A 26,586-nucleotide genomic window follows, 5' to 3' on the forward strand; every position below is an offset into this window, starting at 1 on the left:
AGAATAATTTTTATTTTAATCCTACTAAAGTGGTCAAATTTAATTTATTTTAACACTGCGTTCAACTCATTGATGCGGTTGATGATCGGCATTGCGAAGATTCCGCTGGTCTGAAGATAAAGTTCGTAAAAAAATTTCGCTTTTTCTGCAAAATTCAATTTATCTTCTGTTCGGAAATGAAACATAAAGACATTGCCTAGCATCTCGTAATAATCCACATGATCTCTGGATTCGCGTAGTCTGACCATTTCGATAATTTCTTCTTTTGATTTTAAGGAAAGTTCCAAAAAATCTATTTTGAAGATATCCTTCATCAAAGAATCGAAATCCAGTTCTTTCTGCATCAGGCTTTCTTCAGGTTTTCCAAGAAGTAATTTTTCTAACGCCTGAGAAAGTTGTCTGATTAATCTTAATGTAAAATCTTTATCTTGAATCATTTATTAGGTTTAGGTTTCAGGATTAAGTTGTTAGCTTATCAAATAATTATCCAAAAAATAAGTAAGCCAAAATTACCGAAACCGTCACGCCAACCAAATCTGCCAACAACATAGACCCAACTGTATATCTCGTATTTCTAATGCCGACTGAGCCAAAATAAACGGCAATCACATAAAAAGTCGTGTCCGAACTTCCTTGCAAAATGGCTGATAATTTTCCAGGAAAACTGTCCGCTCCAAAGGTTTTCATCGTATCAACCATCATTCCTCTTGCGCCCGAACCAGACAATGGTTTTATGAGTGCAGTCGGTAATCCGTCCACAAATCTGGTGTCGAGGTGAGATGCGCTGGCAATCCATTTCATTCCATCAATAATGACTTCGAAAACGCCACTTGTTCTGAGTAGTGAGATGGCTATCAACATTCCAACCAAGTACGGGATGATCTTCACACAGACATTAAATCCTTCTTTTGCACCATCGATAAACGCATCGAAAACATTGATCTTTTTGTAAACCGCACCCAACACAATCGCGAAGAAAATAAACAAAATAATCCCGTTGCTCATCACCTTGCTGAAGTAATCCAGCTCGTCTTTGCTCAGCTGAACCAAGTAGATCACGAGCAATGCAATAATTGCAGAGATCCCACCAACATAAGCCAAAACGATTGGCTGAAAAAGATTGATTTTTTGTTTGATCGAGACAATTGTCATCGCTGCCAAAGTTGCACAAAATGTCGCGATCATACACGGGAGGAAAATGTCCGTTGGCGTCACAGAGCCCATTGATGAGCGGATGGCGATGATGGAAACCGGAATCAAAGTCAGTCCGCTGGCGTGCAGACAGAGAAACATAATTTGGGCGTTGCTGGCTCTGTCTTTATCGGGATTCAAAGTTTGGAGGCTTTCCATTGCTTTAAGTCCGAATGGAGTTGCAGCATTATCTAAACCTAAAAGATTAGCGCTGAAATTCAGCATCATATGCCCGAAAGATGGATGGTTTTTTGGAATCTCGGGAAATAGCTTTGAGAAAAATGGTTGAATGAGTCGGCTGAGAAAATTGATGCCACCTGCTTTTTCGGCAATGCTCATAAAACCCATAAACAGTGCCATAATTCCAATCAGTTTCAAGCAGATATTGACCGCGGTTTCGCTGGTTCCAATAACGCCGTCGGTGGATTGAACTCTGTAAGTTGACACGTTTTGAAGAGAATCCATTTTGTAATGAATGTGATTGTCCTCAATCTCTGGATTTGCCTGCAGAGATTTTTGAATGTCGGGAGAAAATTGCGCTAATGGTTTTTGCGAAATCTTGATCGTGTCACCGCCTTTTCCAACCACCATATCGTTGAAAATCTGCGTGTACTTATCCGAACTTAAATATTTTATAGAGGCAACTGCAATTGCAATGATGATGAAGGCCGACCAAATCCTGCTTAGAACCATTCTGGAAAATTAATTTCAGTAAATGTAAGAAAAAAGGGAATAGATTTTCGAAACCGGGATTTAGAAAGTAAAATAAAAATGAAACGTAGAATCTCCGCAACCCGGCCTGAGTGGAGCTCATTTTTTTGTGGCTGGAATAGCTATGGCAAAAAATAGCGGGAACGGAGGACGGATAAGTTGCCCAAATAAAAACTGATTTTTGTCATAAATCTAAATTATACTTGTTTGGTATGAATTGAATTATTTAAATTTGCAAAGACTTTTTAGAACACTATTGATGTTGAAAATTTGTGTTGTTTGTTGCAGTGATTTTTCGATGATAATAATGAAGTAGAGAATAGTGTGTTTATTTTGAAAACCTTTCATAATCTCATTTGAAAGGTTTTTTATTTTAATTAATTGATAGAAATGATTGAACTTTTAAACCTTAGCAAAAGTTTTAAAACCAAAAATAAAACGATCCACGCATTGTCCGACGTTTCTTTGACGGTGGAAAAAGGCGAGATCTTTGGCGTGATCGGAACTTCCGGCGCCGGGAAAAGTACGCTTATCCGTTGCGTGAACCTGCTCGAAAGGCCGAACGACGGCAAAGTGATTGTCGACAAGATTGAACTGACAGAATTGTCTGATGCTCAACTGACTTTGGAACGACGAAAGATTGCGATGATCTTTCAGCATTTCAACCTGTTGTCTTCCCGAACGGTTTTTGACAATATCGCATTTCCTTTGGAATTGGAAGGAAAATCAAAATCTGAAATTCAGGAGAAAGTCAATAGTTTGCTGGATCTTGTTGGACTCAACGATAAAGCGAAGGATTATCCTGCGAATCTCTCCGGCGGACAAAAGCAAAGAGTCGCGATTGCAAGAGCTTTGGCTAATGATCCGAAAGTTTTGCTTTGTGATGAAGCGACAAGTGCACTGGATCCAGCAACTACCAAATCGATCTTGAAATTGCTCAAATCCATCAATCAAAAATTGAACTTGACAATCCTTCTCATCACCCACGAAATGGAAGTGATCAAAACGATTTGTGATAAAGTAGCGGTTATCGATCACGGAAAATTGGCTGAACAAGGCAATGTGGAACAGATTTTCACCAATCCGAAAGAGGAGATTACTAAAGGATTTATCCAATCTTCGCTTAATGTTGAATTGCCTTTGGTTTATCAAAATTCATTGAGCAAAATCGATGGTGAAAACAATAATCCGTTGGTGAAATTTTTCATTAATGGTAATGATGATCAGAGTTTTGTCATTAGTAATTTGTTTGAGAAATTCCAGGTGAAAGCGAAAGTCATCAGTGCGCAATTGGAATATGTTGGGAATCTCAGTTTTGGGGTTTTGCTGGTGGAATTGCAGGGTGGAAAAGTAAACGAGGCTTTGGCTTATTTGGAAAATGAATATTCTAACACAGAAATTTTAGGTTATGTCGGATAGTATGATCAATTTGTTATTTCAAGGGACCTTAGAAACGATCGTGATGACCTTGGTTTCTGGATTTTTCGGATTTCTTTTGGGATTGCCGATGGGGATTTTCTTATTTCTGACAAGAAAAGGACAATTGCTGGAGAATAAGGTGTCTCATCAGATCGTCTCTGTCATAGTGAATATTTTCCGTTCGATTCCATTCATTATTTTGATTGTCTGGATGATTCCATTAACGAGAACGATTGTTGGAACATCGATTGGCGTTGCAGCGGCTTTGGTTCCGTTGAGTGTTGGGTCAGCTCCATTTATCGCGAGGTTGGTGGAAAATAGTTTGCTGGAAATTCCTTCAGGATTGATAGAAGCAGCAAGATCGATGGGCGCTAAACCTTTGCAGATCATCAGAAAAGTGCTTTTGCCGGAAGCTTTGCCATCGCTTATCAATAATATCAGCATAACATTGATTACGCTTGTCGGTTATTCCGCAATGGGTGGTGCAGTTGGTGCTGGCGGATTGGGACAAGTTGGTTATCAATACGGTTATATCGGCTACGATTTTGCGGTGATGAATTCGGTTTTGGTCCTTTTGATAATTCTGGTTTTCATCATTCAGATTTTGGGAGATTTCCTTTCAAAAAAATTTAATCACAGATAAAAATTAAAAAATGAACTTAAAAAAAATAGCATTTGCCTTCGCGATTATTTCATTAATGGCTTGTGGCAAAAAAGAATCAAACCCAAATATTTTAAAAGTCGGAATCGCTTCCGGACCAGAACAAAGCTTGGCAGAAGCTGCAAAAAAAGTGGCCAAAGAAAAATATAATCTGGATGTGGAATTGGTAACCTTCAACGATTATGTTGTCCCGAATGAAGCTTTGAACCAAGGTGATGTGGATGCGAACGCTTTCCAACATTTGCCTTATCTGGAGGAGCAATCCAAACAACGAGGTTATAAATTGGCAGTTGTGGGAAAGACTTTTGTTTATCCAATCGTTGCTTATTCAAAAAAAATCAAATCAATTTCGGAATTAAAACCGGGACAAACCATCGTGATCCCGAATGATCCAACCAATGGCGGAAGATCGCTTTTATTATTACAAAAACAAGGCTTGATCAAATTAAAAGACGGCATTGGATTGCTTCCGAAAGTGACGGACATTACAGAAAATCCCAAAAATTTCAGAATCTTGGAATTGGAAGCACCTCAAATCCCGAGAGTTCTTGAGGACAAGGAAGTGGTGTTGGCCATCATCAACAATAATTTTGCAGCGCAGGCAGGATTGGATCCAGAAAAAGAGGGCTTGTTTACAGAGGACAAGGATTCTCCTTATGCTAACTTAATTGTTTCTAGAGAAGACAATAAAAATGACGAAAAGATCAAGAAATTCGTCAAAGCTTATCAATCTCCGGAAGTAGAATCCGTGGCGAAGCAGACCTTCAAAGGAGGTGCTGTGAAAGCATGGTAAAACTTCTTTTTTATATCTACTTTTTTAAGTTGGCGGTTCATTTTGAGCCGCCAATTTTGTTTTTATGTACAAATGCTAATTTTTATTAGATATTTTACACTCTGTTGATTTCATGATAAATATCTAAAAATCAGTATTATAAAAGAAGGAAATGGTAATCTAGCTAATTAATACATTATGACTTTAATCATTTTATAATTTTTATTGATTCTAAATAAATATGTTTGCAAAAAAATTAAACTTATGATAAACAAATATTTTTGTTTAGGACTTTTCGCAGTAGTGCTTAATGTCAAATCACAGAATTGTACACCTCAAGCGACGGGAACCAATGTTGGAGACAATGGTTGCGTTAGCCTGACTTATCAAAACCAAACTGTTTCTTACAAAACCGTAAGAGCTGCGGATGGAAACGAATGGCTACAGCAAAACCTAGGAAGCTCAAACGTAGCAACCAGCATTGCTGACGAAGGCGCCCGTGGTGACTATTTCCAATACGGACGTTGGGATGACGGGCATCAGTTGAAAACCTCTCAAACCACAGAAGAGTATCCAACGCCTAACAACCCTGTAGGTTTAGGAGCAGGAACAGCTTTGTTTTACATCGGAGGCGGTACACCTTGGTCTGGCAATTATACAGGCTGGTTTGCAAACCCAAATCAGAATGATACTTGGTCTGCAAAAAATCTTTCGGAAGTTACAGAACATAATGGTATTGATCCTTGTAAAGCGATTGGCGACGATTGGGAAATACCCTCAGAAGCAGATTGGGATGTTGTAATGCAAAAAGAAAATATCTTCCCAAGACCAGCCGGAGCTACAAACGGTGGCATTGTAAGAGGTTTTGAGAGCAATCTAAAAATCGCAGGAGCTGGTTCTCGTAAGGATGCAGGCTGGGCTTTCGAAGGAGCACGAGCTTATATTTGGACTAAATCGGCAAGTGCAAACCCAAATTTTTACCGTTATGTCTATTTAGGAGCCGCGGCTGCCAGCACAACTGGTTTTGGTGGTGATGCAAAAAGTTTTGGATATTCCGTAAGATGTGTGAACAAGACGAACAATACTTTGGCAGTCAATGAATTTAGTAAATCCGATTTCTCTTTTGGGCCAAATCCTGCTAACAAAACCATTACAATCAATACAGAAAGTGCTTTGAAGTCCGTGGAGATTTTATCATTTACAGGACAAAAAATTTCTGAAACCAAAAAAACTACAGTTGATATTTCTCGTTTGACAAAAGGAAACTATTTCATCAAAATCACTTTTGAAAACGGAAAAACAACGACTAAGAAATTTATTAAAAATTAATTTTTTTAATGAATTAGCGACTAAAAGTAAACTCAAAAATAATAGTGGCCAGAAAAAATTCTGGCCATTTTTAATAGTAAACAACGGAATCAAATTAAAATAGTAATGGTGAATTTTGTTATTTAGATTTATATCAGCTGTATAGAAACAATAAAGTCGGAATTTTTTCCGACTCTATTGTTTTTTATCTAGATTGAGAATCTTAAGAAATTCCTTCTTCTTCACCTTTCAGTTTTTCAGCATTTTCTGCCATTATTACGGCATCGATCATCTCAGAAATATCGCCGTTCATATAAGCATCCAGATTGTACATCGACTTGTTGATCCTATGATCGGTAACTCTTCCTTGTGGATAGTTGTAAGTTTTGATCTTTGCAGAACGGTCACCTGTAGAAACCATAGATTTACGTTGCGCGGCAATGTCACCGACAGATTTCTGAACCTCAATATCATATAACTTTGTACGAAGCATTTCCATCGCTAATTCTCTGTTTGCCAACTGAGAACGTGCTTGCTGACAAACCACGACCATTCCAGACGGTTTGTGCGTCAACTGAACTTTCGTTTCAACTTTGTTTACGTTCTGTCCACCAGCACCACCAGAACGTGAAGTCTGCATCTCGATGTCTGCAGGATTCAGTTCAAAATCGATTTCTTCTGCTTCTGGCAAAACGGCAATCGTAATCGCAGACGTATGAACACGACCTTGAGATTCAGTTTCCGGAACACGTTGCACACGGTGAACGCCGGATTCAAATTTCATAATTCCGTAAACACCTTCGCCTTCTACTTTCAAGATCAATTCTTTGTAACCTTTTGTAGATTCGCTGGAATCGGTGATCTCGTGTTTCCAACCTTTGGTCTTGAAATACATCGCGTAAGCTCTGTAAACATCTTCCACGAATATCGCGGCTTCATCACCACCTGTTCCGGCACGAAGTTCCACAATCACGTTTTTGTCATCGGTAGGATCTTTCGGGATCAATAGGAATTTAAGCTGTTCCTCATACTCAGGAAGTTTGTCCATAGCTTCGTACTTCTCCTGCTTTGCCATTTCTACGAATTCTTTGTCAGAACCGTCGGCAATGATCTCGTCGGATTCTGCAATTGTATCAAGCGCGCCTTTATATTCATCAAATACTTTCACGATCTTTCCCAAGTCGCTGTATTCTTTGTTGAGTGTGGAATATCTTTTTTGGTCAGTGATCACATCTGGTTGGATGATAAGATCCGCGACCTCATTATATCGTTGTTTTATCGCTTCCAGTTTTGGAATTAATGACTTGGACATATTAAATTTTTAAGGTGCAAAGATACAGAAATTAGATTTAAATGGGAAGTGGGAAGATGGATGTCAGAAGTTTAAACCACAAAGACACCAATTTTTTACACAAGGATCACTAAGATAATCTTATACAATTACTTAATTGTGTTCTTTGTGAATTCCTTCGTGTCTTTTGTAGTTAAAAAGAAAATCCACTCTCATAAAAAGAATGGATTTAAATATATATTGTTTCGCTTTGAGTGCAATCTCTTACGAAAAGAAAATTGCCAAATTAATGGTGGTGACCGTGGCTTACTGGTTTTTCGCCTGCCGGTCTCTGATAGACTACCTCTACACCTTCTTGCTCATAAAGCTTTTTGTATCTCACTTGCTCTGGATCAAAATTCTTGTTGATCTTCCCGAAATATTCCGCTACACCCTCTGTTAACCAAAGTGGTACGATAAATCCGAAGAACATAAAAATACACCAAAATCCACACAAAAACATTGTGAAGAAATAAACTGTCCATAAAAATTGGTAGAAAGGCCAAAACGCTGATAACATCATAATGCTATTTATTTTGAGCAAAAATAGACGTTTTTATTCTATTTCACAAAATTTCTGGATTGATTTTTTTCATTTTGCTGAACTTTTAGTTTTTAGTATTTTCGTAAGGTTGTAAAAATCAGTTGAAAGTTGGTGGGGAAAATTGAAAAAACAAACCAAACTAATTAGCCCCGATTGCAGCGGTTACCCCGGAACGAGCCTTGGGAAAAGCCCTGGCGTGAGGAGTAATAGCGGAAAGCGGGATAAAGCTCCTAAAATAAAATAAATATAATATAATGAGTTTCAGAATCGAAAAAGACACAATGGGCGACGTGCAAGTGCCTGCAGAGAAATTTTGGGGTGCACAGACGGAGCGTTCCAGAAATAATTTCAAAATCGGGCCGGAAGGAAGTATGCCTCGCGAGATCATCGATGCGTTTGCTTACCTTAAAAAAGCGGCTGCTTTTACCAATGCGGAGTTAGGCGTTCTTGACAATGAGAAAAGAGACCTGATCGGGAAAGTTTGTGATGAGATCCTGGAAGGAAAATTGTACGATGAGTTTCCTTTGGTAATTTGGCAAACTGGTTCTGGTACGCAATCCAATATGAATGTGAACGAAGTGGTTGCCAACAGATCTCACGTTTTGAACGGTGGAAATCTTGGTGAGAAAACTTTGGTTCACCCGAATGATGATGTGAACAAATCCCAGTCTTCCAACGACACTTATCCAACGGCAATGCACATCGCAGCTTACACGAAAGTGGTGAAAGATACTTTGCCTGCCTTGGAAAAATTAAGAAATACGCTGGACGAGAAAGCGAAGAAATTCCAGAACATCGTGAAAATCGGAAGAACGCACCTGATGGATGCGACGCCTTTGACACTGGGACAAGAATTCTCTGGCTACGTTGCCCAGTTGGATTATGCGAAAAAAGCAATTAATAATACTTTGGACCACTTAAAAGAATTGGCGCTTGGTGGAACTGCAGTTGGAACTGGACTTAATACACCGAAAGGTTATGATGTTTTGGTGGCTAAATATATTGCAGACTTCACAGGACTTCCTTTCGTGACAGCTCCGAATAAATTCGAGGCTTTGGCAGCGCACGACGGAATTGTTGAATCTCACGGCGCTTTGAAACAGTTGGCGGTTTCTCTTTACAAAATTGCCCAGGACATTAGACTTTTGGCTTCTGGACCAAGATCGGGAATCGGCGAAATCCACATTCCGGAAAACGAACCAGGTTCTTCTATTATGCCAGGAAAAGTGAATCCTACTCAGAATGAAGCAATTACTATGGTTTGCGCGCAAGTTCTTGGAAACGATACAACAATTTCTTTCGCTGGAACACAAGGAAATTATGAACTTAATGTTTTCAAACCAGTGATGGCTTACAATTTCTTGCAATCTGCACAGTTGTTGGCGGATTCTATGATTTCATTTAATGACCATTGTGCGGTTGGAATCGAGCCGAACGAGCCGAGAATCAAGGAATTGGTTGACAAATCTTTGATGTTGGTGACAGCGCTTAACACGCACATCGGTTACGAAAATGCGGCGAAAATCGCTAAAACAGCCCACAAGAACGGAACAACCTTGAAAGAAGAAGCCGTAAACCTTGGACTTTTGACTGTCGAACAATTTGACGAATGGGTAAAACCAGAAGATATGGTTGGAAGCTTGAAATAGAAAATAGACTTTTAGACAAAAGATAATAGACAAACTCCGAGGTTTTTTTCTCGGAGTTTTTATTTTTATTAAATTTCAGTTATGAATATTGATATGATTCTTGACCGCATATTTCCACTTCCAGAGCATTCGAAATCAGTTCTGAAGACTTTGATCTCCGAAATCGAGTTCCCAAAAGACATTATTATCATCCAAGCCGGGAAAGTTGAAAAGACCATTTATTTTATTAAAAAAGGAATTGTACGGGCTTTCGTTCCTCAAGAAAATCAAGATGTGACGTTTTGGTTTGGAAAAGAAGGTGATGTGGTTTTGCCTATGAAAAGTTATGTTGATAATCATCCGAATTACGAAAACATCCATCTTTTGGAAGATTCGGTTTTGTATCAATTGGAAATCTCAGCACTTCGAGAACTTTTCGAAACGGATATTCACATTGCCAATTGGGGAAGAAAATTAGCCGAGAAAGAATTGGTGAAAACTGAGGAATTATTTATTTCCAGACAATTCCGAACAGCGTCTCAACGTTATTTGCAACTTTTGAAAGAGCAACCAGAGATTCTTCAAAGAGTTCAGTTGGGTTACATTGCTTCATTTCTTGGGATCACGCAAGTGAGTTTAAGCAGGATCCGAGCTGAAATTTAATTTCCTTTTTTATCATTTGTATAAAACTTTTCGAGTTTCGAAAGTGAACTTTGCAGTCTTGAAATTAATTATAAAATGAATTGGATTATTTTGATCATCGCGGGACTTTTTGAAGTCGGATTTACGTCTTGCTTAGGAAAGGCGAAAGAAACGAGTGGAACCGAATCCTACTTTTGGTACGGCGGGTTCTTGGTTTCTCTGATTCTCAGTATGGTTTTGCTGATGAAAGCCTCGCAAAGTCTTCCATTGGGAACAGCTTATGCGGTTTGGACAGGAATTGGCGCCGTAGGAACCGTTTTGGTTGGGATTTATATTTTTAAAGAGCCTGCAACGTTTTGGAGAATCTTTTTTATTATCACCTTAATTGGTTCTATTGTTGGACTGAAGGCGGTTTCTTCTCATTAAAATTTAATATGATATAAATATTTCTCTCGCTGATTTAGCAAATTTGGCAGATTCATTTTAAGTAAAAATCGTGCAATCTGTTAAATCGGCGAGATAAAAAATATTTTAAAATTAAATTGAAGTCACTTGGTCTGCAAAATATTGCTCCAGATCTCTCAAAGTTTCAGGAGACGTCTGAATGTCTCTCACCAATTCGCCTTTGTTGATGACCACAATTCTTTCGCAAACCTCTGTTGTGTGAGCCAAATCGTGGCTGGAAATCAAAAACGTTGAATCTAAATTTTTTGACCAATCGCGGATCAGATTTTTCAATTTGATTTGGGTTGAAGGATCCAAATTTGCAAAAGGCTCATCAAGGATAATAATCTGAGGTGTTCCTATCAAAGCACCGATGATCCCGACTTTTTTCATATTTCCTTTGGAAAGGTCGCGGATGTATTTTTTGGCATTTAGGATTTCGCCGTTGAAGAAATCGCTGAAGTTTTTCAGGAATTCGTCAACGTTGGCTTTGCTTTGTCCTCGCAGCTCGCCAAGGAAATAGAAATATTCTTCTGGCGTGAGATAGCCTATCAGAAATGTTTCATCGATGAATGCGCCAACTTTGTTTTTCCAGTTTTCGGACTCGTTGACTTTTTCTTGATCTATGGAAACGAAACCCGAAGTTGGCTCGATCAAATCTAGAATCAAACTGAACAAAGTGGTTTTCCCAGCACCGTTGTTTCCTACCAAACCAATGGTTTTGCCTTTTTGGAAATCTAAGGTTTCTATGCCCAATACTTTTTTGTTTTCGTAAACTTTGGAAAGGTTGTTTATTGTGATCATTTTATTTAGATATTATAAGTGAGAGTTTAGATTCTAGAAATTTTAATTTCCTTTGAAGGCTTTGATGGTGGAATATTTTTCTTTTTTGTAAAGTTTGACAATGAAATCGAAGAATTTTTCTCTAAATAAAAAGCCAATCAATCCCAAAACACCCAGACTTGCTACGGCTGCAGTGGTTCCGAACAAATATTTTGTTCCAGCGAAAACAGCCATCGGCAAAACCATTTGAGGAAGAATCAGCAAGATACTTTTGAAACTGAAATTGTTGCTTTTTCCCATAGATTTGTTTCTGGAATTGAGATCAATGGGATTTTTGTTGTACGCGCCAGACAACAAAACAATCTGAGAATTGACGCCAATATTATAAAGTCCGCCAGCGAGAAATGTGAAATACAACTCCCAACTTACAAACGCATAAGCAACCGCCAAAATCATACTCACGCCAACAGCACTCACGATGAGCCACCACTTTGCCTTCAGATATTCTTTGTAGGGAACGTTCAAAGTCATCATCAATGGATAGTAAGAACTGTCGAAAGAAGGTACTCTTTGCCCAAACATAAAAAGAAATCCACCAGTCACGAATAAGCCCATAAACAACTCCATATAAGGCGTTTGGTATATCGGAGAACTGAACATCAGCAATCCATAAAACAAAAATAGAAAGCTTCCTAATGCAATCGATTTTGCCGCTTTGCTGCGTTTGATCATTCGGATATCATTGTTGATGAAAGTACCCAGAACGCCGTATCTATTGAGGAATTCGATGTTTTCTGTTTCACCAACTTCTTTTTTCATTTCCAAACTTTTGTCCAAGTAGAAATTTTCTTTGATGAATTTTTTAACAATTAAAAATCCGGTGATCATCAATGCAATCGGAATTAAAATCAGCCACCAATGGTTGTAGAATGCCATAAAGACAACTTCGGAAAGTGACGACAAAGAGATGATCTTGTAATAATCCAAACCGCCTAATGTGACCAAAAGAATACCGATAATCCAAACTACAATGTCTTTTCCATTCAAAAGAATATTGAGGAAATTGCTACAACAACTTAGAATAATGACTGTAAAAACCCAAGCAAAACTCCCAAGAATCGAATAATCATTATAAAGTAAAATCGCCAAAAACGGGATGTAGATAAAAAGGCCACTCCAACTGAAAAACGAGGTGAAAGTCTTGCTAATCATGTAATTGACCAAAGTGCTTTTCTTGATATTCATCGTCAGAAAAGGTTTGATGTTCTGAGTAGGCATCTGTTGGAAAAAATATCTTATAAAGAGATCTGCAACCAACCAATAAACCATAAACTTGCTGATGAACGGCAATGGATCAATGTGCATTTCTTTTTTCGGATAATAAAAAGCGCCAATTGCCAAAAATACGAAAACCGCAAGCATGTAAAGAATTCCCAAGATCTGGAAGATCTTCATCACAATATTGGCGGCCAAAGCGCTGGATCTGAAAAAACCTTTGAATTCTAACTTGATAAATCGTTGCAGCATAGAAATGTATTTTGGTTAAATTTAATGAATTTAGAATTTGTGAATGTTTCTATCTATTAAGTTCACTTTTTCGCGGAATTGTTACAGAAAATTTGGAATAATTTAATTTACTAACATTTTTACACCTTTGAATAAAGGATTTCTTTCAATTGTGAATAATTTTGTTAGCATCTTGATCACAGAAAAATTCTAAAAAAACTATCTTTGTACAATGGCACAGAAGGATACATTATCGAGTTTGATTCACGGTAATTTTGCAAAGGAACTCTCTATTTCGGATGGCAAAATGCCACCCAACGCATTGGATTTTGAAAAAATTGTAATCGGAACTTTTCTAATTGACAGAAAAGGACTCGACCATTCCATAGACTTATTAACCGCAGAAGTTTTCTACGACCCAAGGCACCAGACCATTTTTGCGGCAATCTTGAAATTGTACGAAAGCAATTCACCGATTGACTTGATGACTGTAATTCAAGAACTTAAAAGGACTGAAAAACTAAGTCTCGGCGGTGGCGATCATTACATTATTGACTTGACGATGGGTGTAAGTTCATCTGCTCACATCGAATATCACGTGCGTGTGATTTTGGAAAAATTCATTTTAAGATCTTTGATCAATGTGTCTGCTAATGTGATCGACAGCTCTTACAAAGAAACCACAGACGTTTTCGAATTGTTGGATAAGGCTGAACAATCTTTCTTCGAAATTACGAACGGCACCATCAAAAAAGGTTTTGACACAGCCAATTCATTGGTAAAAGAAGCGATTGAAAAGATTAAATCTTTGAAAGATAAAGAAGGTTTGTCAGGAGTTCCGTCTGGATTTACCGCTTTGGACAAAGAAACTGGAGGTTGGCAAAATTCCGACCTTATCATCATTGCAGCAAGACCTGCGATGGGAAAAACAGCTTTCATCCTTTCGATGGCGAGAAACATCTGCGTGGATCATAATATTCCGATGGCGCTATTCTCTCTGGAGATGGCTTCGGTTCAGTTGATCACAAGGATGATTTCTTCAGAAACTGGGATTTCATCAGAGAAATTGAGAAAAGGACAAATGGCGGATGAAGAATGGCAAAGATTATTTACCAATGTTTCTGCCTTGGAAAATGCACCGCTTTATATTGACGAAACACCTTCCCTTTCCATCTTCGATTTCCGTGCGAAATGTCGACGATTGGTAATGCAACACGGCGTAAAGATCATCATGGTCGATTACCTTCAGCTGATGACGGCCAGTTCTGGAAAAGGCGCTGGAAACCGTGAGCAGGAAATAGCAATGATTTCCAGATCTCTAAAGGCCATTGCAAAAGAACTTAACGTTCCCGTAATTGCACTTTCCCAGCTTTCCAGAAGTGTGGAAACGCGTCCCGGGAAAAGACCAATGCTTTCCGACCTCCGTGAATCTGGAGCCATCGAACAGGATGCGGATATCGTATCCTTCATCTTCCGACCAGAATATTACAAGATCGGCGTTTGGGATAATGACGAGGAAGGTGCAGAAACGAGCACAGAAAACCAAGCTGAGATCATCATCGCAAAACACAGAAATGGCGCAACTGCAGACGTTCGTTTAGCTTTTCACAAGAATATTGGTAAGTTTGCCGATCTTGGGACGAATTACGAATACACGCCTTCCAATTTTGGACAGAAAGATGAGCCTTCAGGTTTTGATAGAATCACGATCACGAGCGATCCACATTCCGCTTTCGGACTCCCGAATAACAATCAGGTTTCTGGCTCTGCGATGAATGATGATGACGATGATATGCCATTTTAATTAATGACACACAATCATCTTAATTTCAAAAAAATAAGTTTCGCATTAATATTTCTTACATTATTTTATTCCTGCTCAAACACAGACAATATGGGATTCTTTAAAAATTTATTCGGTAAAGACGAAAAGCCTTCAACGCCGATTTCCAAACCTTTAAATCTCGAAAAAACAGCGGAGATGCTTGATGAGGATTTGTATTGGAAAATTATTGATGCTTCTCTTAAAAATTCTACAAATCAAAATGAGCAAGAGCAATTTCTAATTTCAGAAATCTCGAAATTGGCACCAAAACAAATGGTTGGTTTCAGATTGAGAACCGACAAGCTTCTCTATGACACCTATACTTCCGAGATGTGGTGCGCGAGTTATCTAATGAATGGCGGAAGTTCCGATGACGGTTTCGAATATTTTAGAAACTGGGTCATTTCAAGAGGAAAAGAGGTTTTTTACAATGCCAAGAGAAATCCCGACACCCTTATTTCTCAAAAAGATTTTGCGGAAGAAGATATTTACGAATTTGAACTTTTTTGGTACGTTGCTCTTGAAGCTTTTGAAAAAAATACCGGAAAGGAATTATATGATTATATAGACGAAGATAATTTTAAAACTAAAGAAGGAAATTATCCTCAATTCGAATTTAATTGGCAGTAGGAAAATCCAGAAAGTATGAAGAAAGTTTGTCCCAACCTTTTTGCCGAATTTGAAAATAAATAAGGCTTGTTTGCTTTAAAATCCATTATCCTTTAGTTCCTTTAATTTGAGTTTAAGAATCGAAATCTACACAGACGGCGCTTGCAGTGGAAATCCCGGACCAGGTGGTTACGGAATTCTGATGCGCGTTCCAGAGAAAAAGTACCAGAAAACCTATTCCAAAGGGTTCCGAAAAACCACCAACAACCGGATGGAACTGATGGCGGTAATCGTGGCGCTTGGCAATCTTAGAACTTCTGATAATGAAGTTCACATCTTCACCGACAGCAAATATGTTGCGGATGCCATCAACCAAAAATGGATCTACGGCTGGATCAAACGTGGCTGGAAAAACGTGAAAAACCCTGATCTCTGGAAAGAATTTTACAAGTTATATCAACTTCACAATCCAAAATTTCACTGGATCAAAGGTCACGCCGGACATCTCGAAAATGAGATCTGCGATCAATTAGCTGTGGCTGCCACTAAATCTGGAAAGTTAGAAATTGATGCTTATTTTGAGAATCAAAGTGAAGGTGGATTGTTTTAAACAATCAAAAAATTAAATGTTATTGTTTATTTTCTAAATTTCTTGAAGCTTATGCACCTCTTTTGGCACTAGCAAATTATTAGTTTCCTAAGTGGCTTTCAAATGCTTTTTAGAAGATCTCATAAAACTTTTTGATTGATTGCAAAGCACAAAAAGCAACAACCATTTCCTATCCGATCAATTCCTTGGCCTGAGAAATAGCCGCTTCCGTAATCTTGGAACCAGAGATCAACTGCGCGATTTCGTTCAGTTTTTCGTCGGTTGAAAGCTTCACGATGGTTGTTTTTGTGATTCCATTTTCGTCGAATTTCACCACTTTGTAATTCTCGTTACCTTTCGCCGCAACTTGTGCAAGATGCGTGATGACGATGAGTTGAAGGTCTTGCGACATTTCCTGCATCAGTTTTCCTATTTCCTCGGCAATTCTGCCAGAAACACCCGTGTCGATTTCGTCTAGGATCAAGGTTGGAAGGTCATTGTTCTCCGCCATTATTTTTTTGATGGCAAGCATTACGCGGGAGCGTTCTCCGCCGGAAACGGCACTTTGGATTGGTTTCAATGGAAAACCAGAGTTCGCCTGGAAAAGGATTTGGATATTATTTTTCCCGTGAAGATTGTAATATTGTGAATCCGTCAAATCGATTTTCAAAATAGCTTTTTCCAGACCTAGTTTTGAGAAGATTTCTTTGGCTTGATTCTCCAAATTTCCAGAGAATTTCTTTCTGTTTTCGGATAATTTTTGACTTAGGATTTGAAGTTCTTTTTCAATCAGCTTAAGACTGTTTTCTTTTTCTTCGATTTGATTTTCAATCGTTTCCAAAGAGTTTTGACTGGCAGACAACTCTTCTCGGATTGCCAAAAGTCCATCGATGTCATTCACCTGATGTTTCAGGAAAAGCGAATTCAGTCGGTTGACAGTTGTCAAGAGAGCTTGCAAAAGTTCAGGATCCATTTCCAGATTTTCTGTCTTGTTCTCGATTTCGAGATTGATATCTTTCAGCTCCAGATAAGACGTTTCCAAGCGTTCGCTGAGGTCTTGATATTCTGAGGAAAGATGGGAAAGTTTGGCTATTTTGTTTTTAACTTCGAAAAGTCCAGACAAAATTCCGAAATCTTCCTGATTCAGTTTTGATAATATTTCTGAAAGATATTCGCTGATCTGTCCTGCGTTTTCCTGCGTATTGAGTTGGTTCTGAATCTCTTCAAAATCCAAATCGTCCAATTGCATTTCTTCCAATTCTGCAAGGAGGAAATTTTTGTAATCGGATTCCTTATTGTTTTCTGCGAGTGCCAATCTCAGCTGTTCGATTTCTCTTTTAGTGGTTTGATAACCAATGTAATGGTTTTGATAATCAGACAACAAGCTTTTATTCTTTGCTAATCCGTCCAAAATTCCAAATTGAAATTGCTCGGTGAAAAGGTCAGACGTTTCGAATTGGGAATGGATATCGATCAATCTTGAAGATAATTCCTTCAAAACATCCAAGGTCACAGGAACATCATTGATGAAAGCTCTCGACTTTCCGCCGGACGAAATCTCTCTTCGGATGATGGTTTGGGTTTCAAAATCCAAATCCTTCTCTTCAAAAAAATCTTTGAAATTTTCTGTGATTAGGAACTCGGTTTCTACGATGCTTTTGACGTCAGATTTTGCGAAGGATTTCACATCGGCTCTTTCACCCATTATGAGACGAAGCGCACCAAGAATGATGGATTTTCCCGCACCGGTTTCTCCTGTGATGACCTGCAGACCTTTCTTGAGGTCGATCTCAAGTTTGTCGATTAACGCAAAATTCTGAATGAAAATTCTTGAAAGCACGAAATTATTTTTTAATAACTAAATTATAAATCAAGGTTGATTTGAAGACGAAACCCCGCAACCCGACTTATCTCTGATTTTTTTTCTTTTTTATTTGAATCGATGAACCACTTCGTTAGGTTTGAGTGGAAATCCTTTTTTGTGGCTGGAAAAGCAAGGCAAAAAGATTGACTTCGTCGAACCACTTCGTTAGGTTTGGGAACGGAAGGCGGAAAAGTTGCCCAAAAAATTAAACTTTAAATATATTTATTTCCACTTATTCCATTTCGTATCAATGTCTTTCGGCGAGAAGTTGCTGAGCATCGTTTTCAGTTCGCTGATGTTGACCGAGGCGTTATTGCCAGAATCGAAAATGTTGAAGATCTCCGTGCTTTTGCTTTCTATAAACACACCAAAAGGATAGTTCATCTGGAAATTGTTGTCGTAGAATTTGAGTTGCATCAAGGATTCGGCGATGGTTTTCTTCGCAGGACCTTGGTCTGGTTTTGCAAGATTGTCCAGTCCAGCACGGTGATAGCTGTAGAAAACGGTGCGCAAAGTAGAGTTGCTTTCATTTTGCAAACCGGAAAATCAAAGCACCGCGGTTTCTTTGGCTTTCCACTTGGTTCCAGCCGGCATAGTTTTGATTCTGAGAGTTTTGAGCAATTTTCATTGCTTTGTCAAAATGCGCTTGTCCGCCTTTCAATTGGAAACTGTCGCCGTCGTAACCCAAAATGACGTAGATGTAAAAACTGATGACATCAATCAAATTTTTGCCCGAAAATTGACGCTCGTTGAAAATGAGATTTTCGTTTTCGTTGTATTCAAAAGAAAAACTGGTGTCGTTGATATTCATCAAAGGCGATTCATACTGCGAGTTGAAAACTGGTCGAGTAGCTTGCACCACCAGACTTCCTTTGAAATTGCTGTTTCCGGGACGTTCGGAGATCACGATGGCAAAATTGCATTTGATCTTTTCAAAATTCTGAAGTTTTTTCCCCGTCCAGCTTGTATTGTTGATGAAGTCTCGCAAAGATTTTTCCAAAGTTCGGAAAACCTGCGTGTTACTTCCTGCGATCTGTTGGGAATTGATCTGCACGTTTGCCAAAAGCTCCTGCGAAAAAGCGGGTTGAGCGAAAAACAAAGCGCAAAATATATAAAGTAGTTTTTTCATCTGAAAGTTAAAATGTTTGTAAAAATAAGGAATCTTAATCTAAAACAAGGATAAATTTATAACGAAAAACTCTTGCTTTTCTTACAATTTCTGAGCAATAAAATTCAGGATGTCTTTGGCTACATCTTCTTTTGATTTCAGCGAGAAAGATTGCTCTTCGGTTGGGGTGAAGATCTTGATCTTGTTTGTGGCATTTGCAAATCCTGCACCTTCGTCACGGAGCGAGTTTAGGACAATCATATCCAGATTTTTCTTGATGAGTTTTCCTTTCGCATTCTCTTCCTCATTCTGAGTTTCCAAGGCAAAACCTACCAAAAATTGATTGTTTTTTTTCTCGCCCATCGTTCGTAGAATATCTTTGTTTTTGATGAGTTCTATCGTGAGTTCGTTTTCGTTTTTCTTGATTTTTTCCGTCGCTTTTATTTTCGGCGTGTAGTCTGCAACGGCGGCGCTCATTATGGCGACATCTGTATTTTCATAATACTTGAAAACTTCGTCAAACATTTCCTGGGCGGAAGTGACTTTGTGAAGCGTGATGTTTTTATCATCTACTTTTTCGGAAGAAGGTCCGGAAATCAAGATCACTTCTGCGCCACGTTTTGACGCTTCTTTCGCGAGATCAAATCCCATTTTTCCAGTCGAATGGTTTCCGATGAATCTTACAGGATCAATATTTTCGTAAGTTGGTCCCGCAGTGATCAGGAATTTCTTACCAGCAAATTCATCATCAGCTTCATCAAATTGATTTTCTAAAACGGATAAAATAGTTGAAGTTTCTGCCAATCTGCCTTGTCCGACAAGTCCGCTTGCCAGTTCGCCAAACTCTGCCGGAATAATAGGATGTCCGAAACTTTCAGCCGTTGTCAAATTTTTCAAGACGGTTGGATGCGCGTACATATCCAAATCCATTGCCGGCGCGATGACGACGGGACATTTTGCGGACATATAAACTGCCATCAGGAAATTGTCGCAAAGTCCGTTTGTGATCTTTGCCAACGTGTTGGCTGTACAAGGTGCGATCAGCATCAGATCTGCCCAAAGTGCCAGTTCAACGTGGTTGTTCCAGCTTTTGTTCTCGTCATAAAAATCAGTGTAAACTTTGTTCTTGGAAAGTGTGGAAAGCGTCAATGACGAGACGAAATCTTCTGCAGATTTTGTCATCACGATTTTCACTTCTGCGCCGGATTTTATGAGATCACGCACGAGGTAATTCATTTTGTAGGCGGCGATTCCGCCAGTAATTCCAAGGATGATTTTTTTGCCCTGCAAGCTCATTTTGCTTTGATTTTTATTAACGAAAGTATTAATAATTTTATTAACAAAAAAACCGTCTCGTAAAGGAATTCTTTAGCAAGACGGTTCTATATTTTATAATCGATTAAGATTAGTTTTTTTCATCAGTTTTTCTGTGGTAGATCTCATCATCTAGCCATTCTCTGATCGCGATAGAAGTTGGTTTTGGCATTTTTTCGTAATGCTTGGAGATTTCGATTTGCTCTCTGTTTTCAAAAACTTCCTCCAAAGTAGAGTTGTGGACAGCAAATTCATCTAATTTACCGTGAAGTTCCGAACGGATCTCTCCATTGATTTGTTCAGCTCTTTTACCCATAATTACGATAGCTTCGTAGATGCTGGCTACTTTTGCTTCGATTTTATCTTTGTCGTAAGTGATCGTACTTACTTCTGCTTTTGTATCTTTAAGGCTCATTGGGCGAATTGTTTAGGGTTGCAAATATACGAATTATCTTTTAAACTTAAAAGTGGCTTGTGGTTCCGGCGAATTGACCTTTGCGCTGTCTCTTCTTGCTTGATCTGCAGAGTTCTCCATTTTTGCCTGATTCTTTTCTTGTTCTAATTCTTTTTTCTCGTTTTCCTTTGTTTCAGCGTTTTTCACTTTCGCGAAATATTCTGCTTTTCTTTTTTCAACTTCAACTTGCAACGTTGCAAATTTCACTTTCTCAGCCTCCAATTTTGCAAGAAGGTCATCAGACGTTTTGGAATATTCTGTATTGGGAAGTTCTGCAGAAACTCTTTTGGCATATGAAACTGCATTGTCCAATCTTTCTTTTTTCAAATCATAAACTGAGTTCATCGCCAATTCATATTTTGATTTCAAGATGATGTCGTAGATTTTTTGTCTCAACTTGGTAGCTGGGAAATCTTCCAAAACGTTTTCGAAAGTGACTGCGGCCGCTTTGTACTCACCCATTTTGTAATATTGCTTCGCGTTTTCAAATGCTTTGAATTCCAGTTTGTAAGTCAACTCATCTACCAATTGGGTAATGTTTTTGGAACGTTCAGAATCTGGATATTCATTCAAGAAATTCTGTAGTTCGGTGATTGCAGATTCTGTGTTGCTTTGATCTAAGTTATATTGCAAAGATCCTTCGTAATAGCAAAGAGCGGAAAGGTAAGCGGCTTCCTCTTTTCTTGGATCCTGAGGGAAACTGATCACAAAATTTTTGAATTGATTGGCTGCCAATCTGTAATTCTTATCATAATAATTGGCATAAGCCGAGTTGAAAACTACATTCGGTGCATCATCCGTTCCTGCAACCAAGTTTGGCAATCTGTCGTACAAGGCCAAAGCATCGGACCATTTTTTCTTTGCGAATTTTTCGCTTGCTACTTTTAAGATAAAATCTTTGTCTGCACTCTTCAACGCTCTATCCATCTCAGTTTTGCACGAAAGCAAAATCACAGACAATAGCAATAAACTAATATATTTCTTCATAATTCCAGCCAGAATAATTCTGTCACTTGATTCTAATTAATTTGCAAAAATAAAACTTTTTTTCCCAAAACTTTTTTTTTATGAAAGATTAACGTTTTTAAGTCTTATATTATTTCAATATCTACTATTAATGAGCATTTATTTGTTGTCACAGATTTTTTGATCATTAAATATATATCTTCGTAAAAAAGAAAAAGAATGAAGATAGGTTTACTTTTTGTTTTGATTTGTAATCTCTGTTTTGGACAAAAAAATCAAGAGATCAGATTTTACAGGAATATTAATGATAAAACAAAAAGCGTTAAATCAATCACAGTTCTTGATGCTAGAAAAAATTCAGATTTAGGGTTTGTTACTTTCAAAAAGGATAATTACAGTTTTTCGTTTGAAAATGGTAGTTTAAAAGATCAGTTTGAAAGATGGTTCAAAGCGGATAAAGCAATTACACGAGACAGAGAATTGATTTTGTATGTGGAGAAATTCAGATTTTTCAGTGAGTCGCTGAACAAAGGAGATTTGGAAAAAGTAGAACTGAAACTGACTGTCTTCGAAAAGAAATTTGGAGAGTACTATTATCTCAACAGACTTAATGATGTGATGCTCTTGGATCCGAACAAAACAGAAAACACACCGAGAGGTTTTTCAAAATACATCGATGACATCTTAGCAGATTTTCTTAAGGAAAGCTATGAAATCACAAGAGGCGGAATGAAAGTTACCGACGTTGAACTCCCAAATTACGAAAACATCTTGCAATCGGATCTGGAATTGTTTAAAAACAGTGATGTAAAAAATGGTATTTATAAAGACTACAAAACTTTTTTCAATCAAGAACCTGTTTCCGGTTATGAGTTGGTGAAAAACAGCAAAGGCGAAGTGACCAAAGCAAAATCAAATACCGATAAAATCTCGGCAAATGATCTCTACGCTTTTGTCGAAAATGGGATAGCATATAAACCAACAATTGCTGGAAATTTGGAAATTCAAAAAGATGAAAAAGGCTTTTTTATTTTGACCAACAGACTTTCACTTTTCCCGCAACAAACCAATGATATCTATGTTATGTTCGGAATGTTTGGCCTTGTAGGAGGAGTTGTAGGTGGTGTAGTGACGGCGATTCATCAGAATAATAAGCATAATAAAGCGATGAAGGACGAAAAATATCAAGTCTATTTGGATGCGCTGACTGGAAAGTATATTTTCCCGGAATAACTCCCAAAAATCGTCACAAAATATATATCTCTTTTTTATATCTTTGCAAACTATTAAAATTCAATGAAAAACATCAGGAACTTCTGCATCATTGCACATATCGATCACGGTAAAAGTACTTTGGCAGATCGTCTTTTAGAATATACCAACACCGTTACCCAAAGGGAATTGCAGTCGCAAACCTTGGATGATATGGATCTTGAAAAAGAACGTGGCATCACGATCAAGTCTCACGCGATCCAAATGGATTATGAGCTGAATGGCGAAAAATATATCTTAAACCTTATTGATACACCAGGACACGTAGATTTTTCTTACGAAGTTTCCCGTTCCATCGCCGCTTGCGAAGGTGCCTTATTGATTGTTGATGCGGCGCAAAGTATTCAGGCACAAACTATTTCTAATCTTTATTTGGCTTTAGAAAACGATTTGGAAATTATTCCGATCCTTAATAAAATCGATCTTCCATCTGCAAATCCAGAAGAAGTGACCGACGAGATCATGGGACTTCTAGGTTGCAAATACGAAGATGTTCTTAGAGTTTCAGGAAAAACGGGTGAAGGCGTTCACGAATTGCTTGAACAGATCGTGAAAAGAGTACCACCTCCAGTTGGAGATCCGAAAGCGCCACTTCAGGCATTGATCTTTGATTCTGTTTACAATCCGTTTAGAGGAATTGAAGCTTATTTCAAAGTTGTGAACGGAAGCATTTCCAAAAACGAAAAAATTAAGTTCTTCGCTACAGGAAAAGAATATGGCGCGGATGAAGTTGGAACTTTGAAGCTAAAACAGCTTCCAAAGAAAACCATCGAATGTGGTGATGTAGGTTACATCATTTCCGGGATCAAAGATGCTCGCGAAGTAAAAGTGGGTGACACAATTACATCGTTTGTAAATCCAGCTTTGGAGGCAATCGACGGATTCGAAGAGGTGAAGCCAATGGTTTTTGCCGGAATCTATCCGATTGAATCTGAGGATTTTGAGGAATTGAGATTTTCATTAGAAAAATTAAGACTGAATGATGCTTCTTTGGTTTTCGAACCAGAAAGTTCTGCAGCACTTGGTTTTGGTTTCCGTTGCGGATTCTTGGGAATGTTGCACATGGAAATCGTTCAGGAACGTTTGGATCGCGAATTCAATATGGATGTGATCACCACGGTTCCCAACGTTTCGTACCACGGTTTTTCCAAAAAAGAACCAGACACACCGATCTTGATCAACAACCCATCTGAAATGATCGACCCGAATCTTTTGGACAGAGTTGAGGAACCATATATCAAAGCTTCTATCATTACAAAATCTGATTTCGTAGGCGGAGTTATGACACTTTGTATCGAGAAAAGAGGTGAGATTGTCAACCAAAGTTATTTGACGGCGGACAGAGTAGAGTTGACTTTCAATATGCCTTTGGCGGAAGTTGTTTTCGATTTTTATGACCGACTGAAATCTATTTCCAAAGGTTACGCTTCATTCGATTATTCTCCAATCGGGATGCGTGCTTCTAAGTTGGTGAAAATGGATATTTTGATCAATGGTGATATGGTGGATGCTTTATCCTCATTGATTCACGATAGCAACGCGTTTTACATCGGAAAGAGAATGTGTGAGAAATTGCGCGAATTGATTCCGAGACAACAGTTTGATATCGCCGTTCAGGCGGCTTTGGGAGCGAAAGTTATCGCTAGGGAAACCATCAAAGCTTTGAGAAAAGACGTTACCGCAAAATGCTACGGAGGTGATATTTCCAGAAAACGTAAACTTCTTGAGAAGCAAAAAGAAGGTAAGAAAAAGATGAAGCAAATTGGTAGAGTAGAAGTTCCGCAATCGGCGTTTATGGCTGTTTTGAAGTTGAATGACTAGCGCAATACTGAAACATTAAAGTAAAAAAACCCGGAAATTGATTTCCGGATTTTTTATTATATCATATAATGGTTTTCAAATAGTGATTTCTTTAAACTATTTTAAACTATTAAATAAAGTATCTGTATAGGTTGCGGAAGAATGTGTTTTGTTTTCTTCAAACCTGGCCTTATCATCCGACAACTGTTTCATTAAACTTAAGTAGTGATTCAACCTCATGTTTATTTTTCCCTTTGATTTTAATTTTTCAACTATTTGCGACGCTTTTTCAAAGTCATCGGTAATAAAATAAGCTGTAAGCAAAGCCGTTTCCAACGTTGTGGTAACCTCTTCGTTAGTATTGATTTTTGTTTCTGATTCTAAATACTGTGATATTTTCTGGATCTCATTGAGTTTATCCTTAGATATATAATTGTCTTTGAATGCAGAATTTCCAATTTCTTTGGATAATTCTTTCAATCTGTTAATGTTCTTATTATACTCTGCATATTTTTCATTCTTATCATCTTTGAAAGTGCCTAAAAAGAGAGTTCCTGTTTTTTCTAAGAATAATTTATATTTTTTGTTATAAGAAGTCCAGTATCCTGCGATTTGATTGCTTCCTACCAACAAGTCAAATACAGACATAGGGATATTGTCAGCATTGGCTTTCAAGAAAACTGATGATGCTTCTTTTGCGGCATTGATAGTCGTAAAGTCCGTTTTTAAGAGAGTTTGAAGTTGATCTTTATTAAAAATCATATCTGCAAATTTTTGGTTTTCATATTTGATGGTCACCATATCTTCTCTTACAACTTCTCCATTGAAAGAGTCTTTGAAAGTGATTTTAAGCGGAACTTCTAACGTCATAAAAATCCGAAATTTGTTTTCCCAGGCGACTCCTGATCTATCAGCTTTTGATGTTAAATTCATTGTTCCTATTTCCACGATTGCATCCAAAATGCCACTACCGGAAGAACCTGTTTTTTTAAGATTTCCAATTGGTAAAAAGTTCTGTTTCCCATCATTTCTGATTTTCGTGAAGATATTCTCATTGATGCTGGTTTCCGTAATTTTTTCAATGCCAGAATTGATAACTATTTTAGTATTTGTAACATCGATGAGGGTTTTATATTCAAGAAATTTATAGCTAAGAATTTCTTCAGGATATTTCACGAAATAAGTATCGATAGTTTGAGTAGATACTTTTACTTTTTGAGAGTTTGCCGTAAGTGAGAATGCGGCCATTAGTAGAATTAATTGCTTTTTCATTATTTGTGTATATTTGTGCAAATATAAAAAACACAAATGAATAAAATTTACTTAACAGCAGGATTGTTGTTGTTTTCCTATTGTTTCCATGCCCAAAAAACGACAAATAGAAACCTGACAACGCCATTTGGCAATACGGAGTATATTAGTGGTGCAGTTTCTTCGGTCATTAGTAAAGACAAAGACTCTTTTCAAATTGTAAAAGATAACGACAATGGAAAGTATGCTTTATTATTTGAAGAAAGTGAATATACTTCAGCAAGACTAAATAATGACACGACTTATGACCCTTCTGCCAAATCAAAAGGGATTTCCAGAAGTATTATTTTTGAGAACAAAGAAGATTTGCAAAAGCTTTATTCGGAAATTGAAAATTCGATTAAGAATAATATTGCAAAAAAAGACATTGAAATCGGTGGGCGAACAATTACAGTTTCTTATGTTAAAGTGCCCTTGATTCCCGGGACTACAAATATTATTACAATATTGGATGACGGTAAGAAAACATCCAGTTTTGGACTTTCGAAAAACAGATGGAAAGATTTGTTTGCCGTACTGTAAGGACATTATCCAC

General features: G+C 37.9%; 26 protein-coding genes. 13 read left to right on the plus strand and 13 right to left on the minus strand.

The window, feature by feature from the left end:
* Nucleotides 1-44: 44 nt before the first annotated feature.
* Together IO90_RS03260 and IO90_RS03265 are read right to left on the minus strand one after the other, a co-directional pair.
* Entirely contained in the window at nt 45-437 is a 393-nt protein-coding gene (locus IO90_RS03260; protein WP_034963877.1) for a hypothetical protein, read from the minus strand.
* Nucleotides 438-483: 46 nt separating this feature from the next.
* Complete coding sequence (locus IO90_RS03265) at nt 484-1,884, minus strand: nucleoside recognition domain-containing protein (RefSeq protein ID WP_034963879.1); 1,401 nt, start codon at nt 1,882-1,884, stop codon at nt 484-486.
* Nucleotides 1,885-2,292: 408 nt separating this feature from the next.
* On the opposite strand from IO90_RS03265, the gene IO90_RS03270 reads away from it, so the two are divergent.
* The 4 genes from IO90_RS03270 (at nt 2,293) to IO90_RS03285 (ending at nt 6,083) form a co-directional block, all read left to right on the plus strand.
* Nucleotides 2,293-3,321 (plus strand): methionine ABC transporter ATP-binding protein, encoded by a 1,029-nt coding sequence (locus IO90_RS03270; RefSeq protein WP_034963881.1) that lies wholly within the window; start codon nt 2,293-2,295, stop codon nt 3,319-3,321.
* Nucleotides 3,311-3,964 carry a methionine ABC transporter permease MetI gene (metI, locus tag IO90_RS03275; protein WP_034963882.1) on the plus strand — a complete coding sequence of 218 codons (654 nt, stop codon included), beginning with the start codon at nt 3,311-3,313 and terminating at the stop codon, nt 3,962-3,964. Before IO90_RS03270 ends, metI begins: the two co-directional genes overlap by 11 nt.
* 10 nt (nt 3,965-3,974) lie before the next feature.
* A complete protein-coding gene (metQ, locus tag IO90_RS03280; protein WP_034963883.1) occupies nt 3,975-4,775 on the plus strand; it encodes a methionine ABC transporter substrate-binding lipoprotein MetQ in 801 nt (266 codons plus the stop codon).
* 243 nt (nt 4,776-5,018) lie between these two features.
* Nucleotides 5,019-6,083: a T9SS type A sorting domain-containing protein gene (locus tag IO90_RS03285; protein WP_034963886.1), complete on the plus strand. Its 1,065-nt coding sequence runs from the start codon at nt 5,019-5,021 to the stop codon at nt 6,081-6,083.
* Nucleotides 6,084-6,285: 202 nt separating this feature from the next.
* Here IO90_RS03285 and prfA read toward each other — a convergent pair whose 3' ends face one another.
* A complete protein-coding gene (gene prfA / locus IO90_RS03290) occupies nt 6,286-7,374 on the minus strand; it encodes a peptide chain release factor 1 (protein ID WP_034963888.1) in 1,089 nt (362 codons plus the stop codon).
* Between the two features lie 265 nt (nt 7,375-7,639).
* The gene (locus IO90_RS03295) at nt 7,640-7,915 is read right to left on the minus strand and encodes a hypothetical protein (protein WP_034963890.1); all 276 of its coding nucleotides are present in this window, start codon (nt 7,913-7,915) and stop codon (nt 7,640-7,642) included.
* 275 nt (nt 7,916-8,190) lie between these two features.
* On the opposite strand from IO90_RS03295, the gene fumC reads away from it, so the two are divergent.
* The 3 genes from fumC (at nt 8,191) to IO90_RS03310 (ending at nt 10,632) form a co-directional block, all read left to right on the plus strand.
* A complete protein-coding gene (gene fumC, locus IO90_RS03300; RefSeq protein WP_034963893.1) occupies nt 8,191-9,585 on the plus strand; it encodes a class II fumarate hydratase in 1,395 nt (464 codons plus the stop codon).
* A gap of 81 nt (nt 9,586-9,666) precedes the next feature.
* Nucleotides 9,667-10,227 (plus strand): Crp/Fnr family transcriptional regulator, encoded by a 561-nt coding sequence (locus tag IO90_RS03305; RefSeq protein ID WP_034963895.1) that lies wholly within the window; start codon nt 9,667-9,669, stop codon nt 10,225-10,227.
* Between the two features lie 75 nt (nt 10,228-10,302).
* Nucleotides 10,303-10,632 (plus strand): DMT family transporter, encoded by a 330-nt coding sequence (locus IO90_RS03310; RefSeq protein ID WP_034963897.1) that lies wholly within the window; start codon nt 10,303-10,305, stop codon nt 10,630-10,632.
* Between the two features lie 111 nt (nt 10,633-10,743).
* Here the strand turns inward: IO90_RS03310 and IO90_RS03315 are convergent, their stop codons facing one another.
* Both IO90_RS03315 and IO90_RS03320 read right to left on the minus strand, forming a co-directional pair.
* A complete protein-coding gene (locus tag IO90_RS03315; protein ID WP_034963900.1) occupies nt 10,744-11,454 on the minus strand; it encodes an ABC transporter ATP-binding protein in 711 nt (236 codons plus the stop codon).
* 42 nt (nt 11,455-11,496) lie between these two features.
* On the minus strand, nt 11,497-12,960 hold the full coding sequence (locus IO90_RS03320; protein WP_034963902.1) for a DUF5687 family protein: 1,464 nt from the start codon (nt 12,958-12,960) through the stop codon (nt 11,497-11,499).
* A gap of 211 nt (nt 12,961-13,171) precedes the next feature.
* On the opposite strand from IO90_RS03320, the gene dnaB reads away from it, so the two are divergent.
* From dnaB to rnhA, 3 genes are all read left to right on the plus strand, one after another.
* Nucleotides 13,172-14,743, plus strand: a complete 1,572-nt coding sequence (dnaB, locus tag IO90_RS03325; RefSeq protein WP_034963905.1) for a replicative DNA helicase — start codon at nt 13,172-13,174, stop codon at nt 14,741-14,743.
* 90 nt (nt 14,744-14,833) lie between these two features.
* A complete protein-coding gene (locus IO90_RS03330; protein WP_051878221.1) occupies nt 14,834-15,394 on the plus strand; it encodes a DUF4240 domain-containing protein in 561 nt (186 codons plus the stop codon).
* A 106-nt stretch (nt 15,395-15,500) separates the two neighbouring features.
* The gene (rnhA, locus tag IO90_RS03335) at nt 15,501-15,983 is read left to right on the plus strand and encodes a ribonuclease HI (protein WP_034963908.1); all 483 of its coding nucleotides are present in this window, start codon (nt 15,501-15,503) and stop codon (nt 15,981-15,983) included.
* 169 nt (nt 15,984-16,152) lie between these two features.
* Here the strand turns inward: rnhA and IO90_RS03340 are convergent, their stop codons facing one another.
* The 6 genes from IO90_RS03340 to IO90_RS03360 all read right to left on the minus strand — a co-directional run bounded on the left by IO90_RS03340 (nt 16,153) and on the right by IO90_RS03360 (nt 21,689).
* Complete coding sequence (locus IO90_RS03340) at nt 16,153-17,802, minus strand: DNA repair protein RecN (protein ID WP_034963910.1); 1,650 nt, start codon at nt 17,800-17,802, stop codon at nt 16,153-16,155.
* 246 nt (nt 17,803-18,048) lie between these two features.
* The gene (locus IO90_RS19130) at nt 18,049-18,363 is read right to left on the minus strand and encodes a DUF4835 family protein (protein ID WP_262483369.1); all 315 of its coding nucleotides are present in this window, start codon (nt 18,361-18,363) and stop codon (nt 18,049-18,051) included.
* Nucleotides 18,353-18,955 carry a DUF4835 family protein gene (locus IO90_RS03345; RefSeq protein ID WP_262483370.1) on the minus strand — a complete coding sequence of 201 codons (603 nt, stop codon included), beginning with the start codon at nt 18,953-18,955 and terminating at the stop codon, nt 18,353-18,355. The genes IO90_RS19130 and IO90_RS03345 overlap by 11 nt, the downstream gene beginning before the upstream one ends.
* A gap of 81 nt (nt 18,956-19,036) precedes the next feature.
* The gene (coaBC, locus tag IO90_RS03350) at nt 19,037-20,230 is read right to left on the minus strand and encodes a bifunctional phosphopantothenoylcysteine decarboxylase/phosphopantothenate--cysteine ligase CoaBC (RefSeq protein ID WP_034963912.1); all 1,194 of its coding nucleotides are present in this window, start codon (nt 20,228-20,230) and stop codon (nt 19,037-19,039) included.
* Nucleotides 20,231-20,339: 109 nt separating this feature from the next.
* Nucleotides 20,340-20,663 (minus strand): DNA-directed RNA polymerase subunit omega, encoded by a 324-nt coding sequence (locus IO90_RS03355; RefSeq protein ID WP_034963913.1) that lies wholly within the window; start codon nt 20,661-20,663, stop codon nt 20,340-20,342.
* Between the two features lie 33 nt (nt 20,664-20,696).
* Nucleotides 20,697-21,689: an outer membrane protein assembly factor BamD gene (locus tag IO90_RS03360; RefSeq protein ID WP_034963914.1), complete on the minus strand. Its 993-nt coding sequence runs from the start codon at nt 21,687-21,689 to the stop codon at nt 20,697-20,699.
* Between the two features lie 198 nt (nt 21,690-21,887).
* Between IO90_RS03360 and IO90_RS03365 the strand changes: the two genes are divergently transcribed.
* A complete protein-coding gene (locus IO90_RS03365; RefSeq protein ID WP_034963915.1) occupies nt 21,888-22,901 on the plus strand; it encodes a hypothetical protein in 1,014 nt (337 codons plus the stop codon).
* A gap of 63 nt (nt 22,902-22,964) precedes the next feature.
* On the plus strand, nt 22,965-24,761 hold the full coding sequence (gene lepA, locus IO90_RS03370; RefSeq protein WP_034963917.1) for a translation elongation factor 4: 1,797 nt from the start codon (nt 22,965-22,967) through the stop codon (nt 24,759-24,761).
* Between the two features lie 96 nt (nt 24,762-24,857).
* Here the strand turns inward: lepA and IO90_RS03375 are convergent, their stop codons facing one another.
* Nucleotides 24,858-26,012 carry a hypothetical protein gene (locus IO90_RS03375; RefSeq protein WP_034963919.1) on the minus strand — a complete coding sequence of 385 codons (1,155 nt, stop codon included), beginning with the start codon at nt 26,010-26,012 and terminating at the stop codon, nt 24,858-24,860.
* Between the two features lie 36 nt (nt 26,013-26,048).
* On the opposite strand from IO90_RS03375, the gene IO90_RS03380 reads away from it, so the two are divergent.
* The gene (locus IO90_RS03380; protein WP_034963921.1) at nt 26,049-26,573 is read left to right on the plus strand and encodes a hypothetical protein; all 525 of its coding nucleotides are present in this window, start codon (nt 26,049-26,051) and stop codon (nt 26,571-26,573) included.
* The last annotated feature ends 13 nt before the right edge of the window (nt 26,574-26,586 follow it).

The organism is Chryseobacterium sp. FH1, assembly GCF_000735135.1.
In the GTDB taxonomy this organism is placed as follows: domain Bacteria; phylum Bacteroidota; class Bacteroidia; order Flavobacteriales; family Weeksellaceae; genus Epilithonimonas.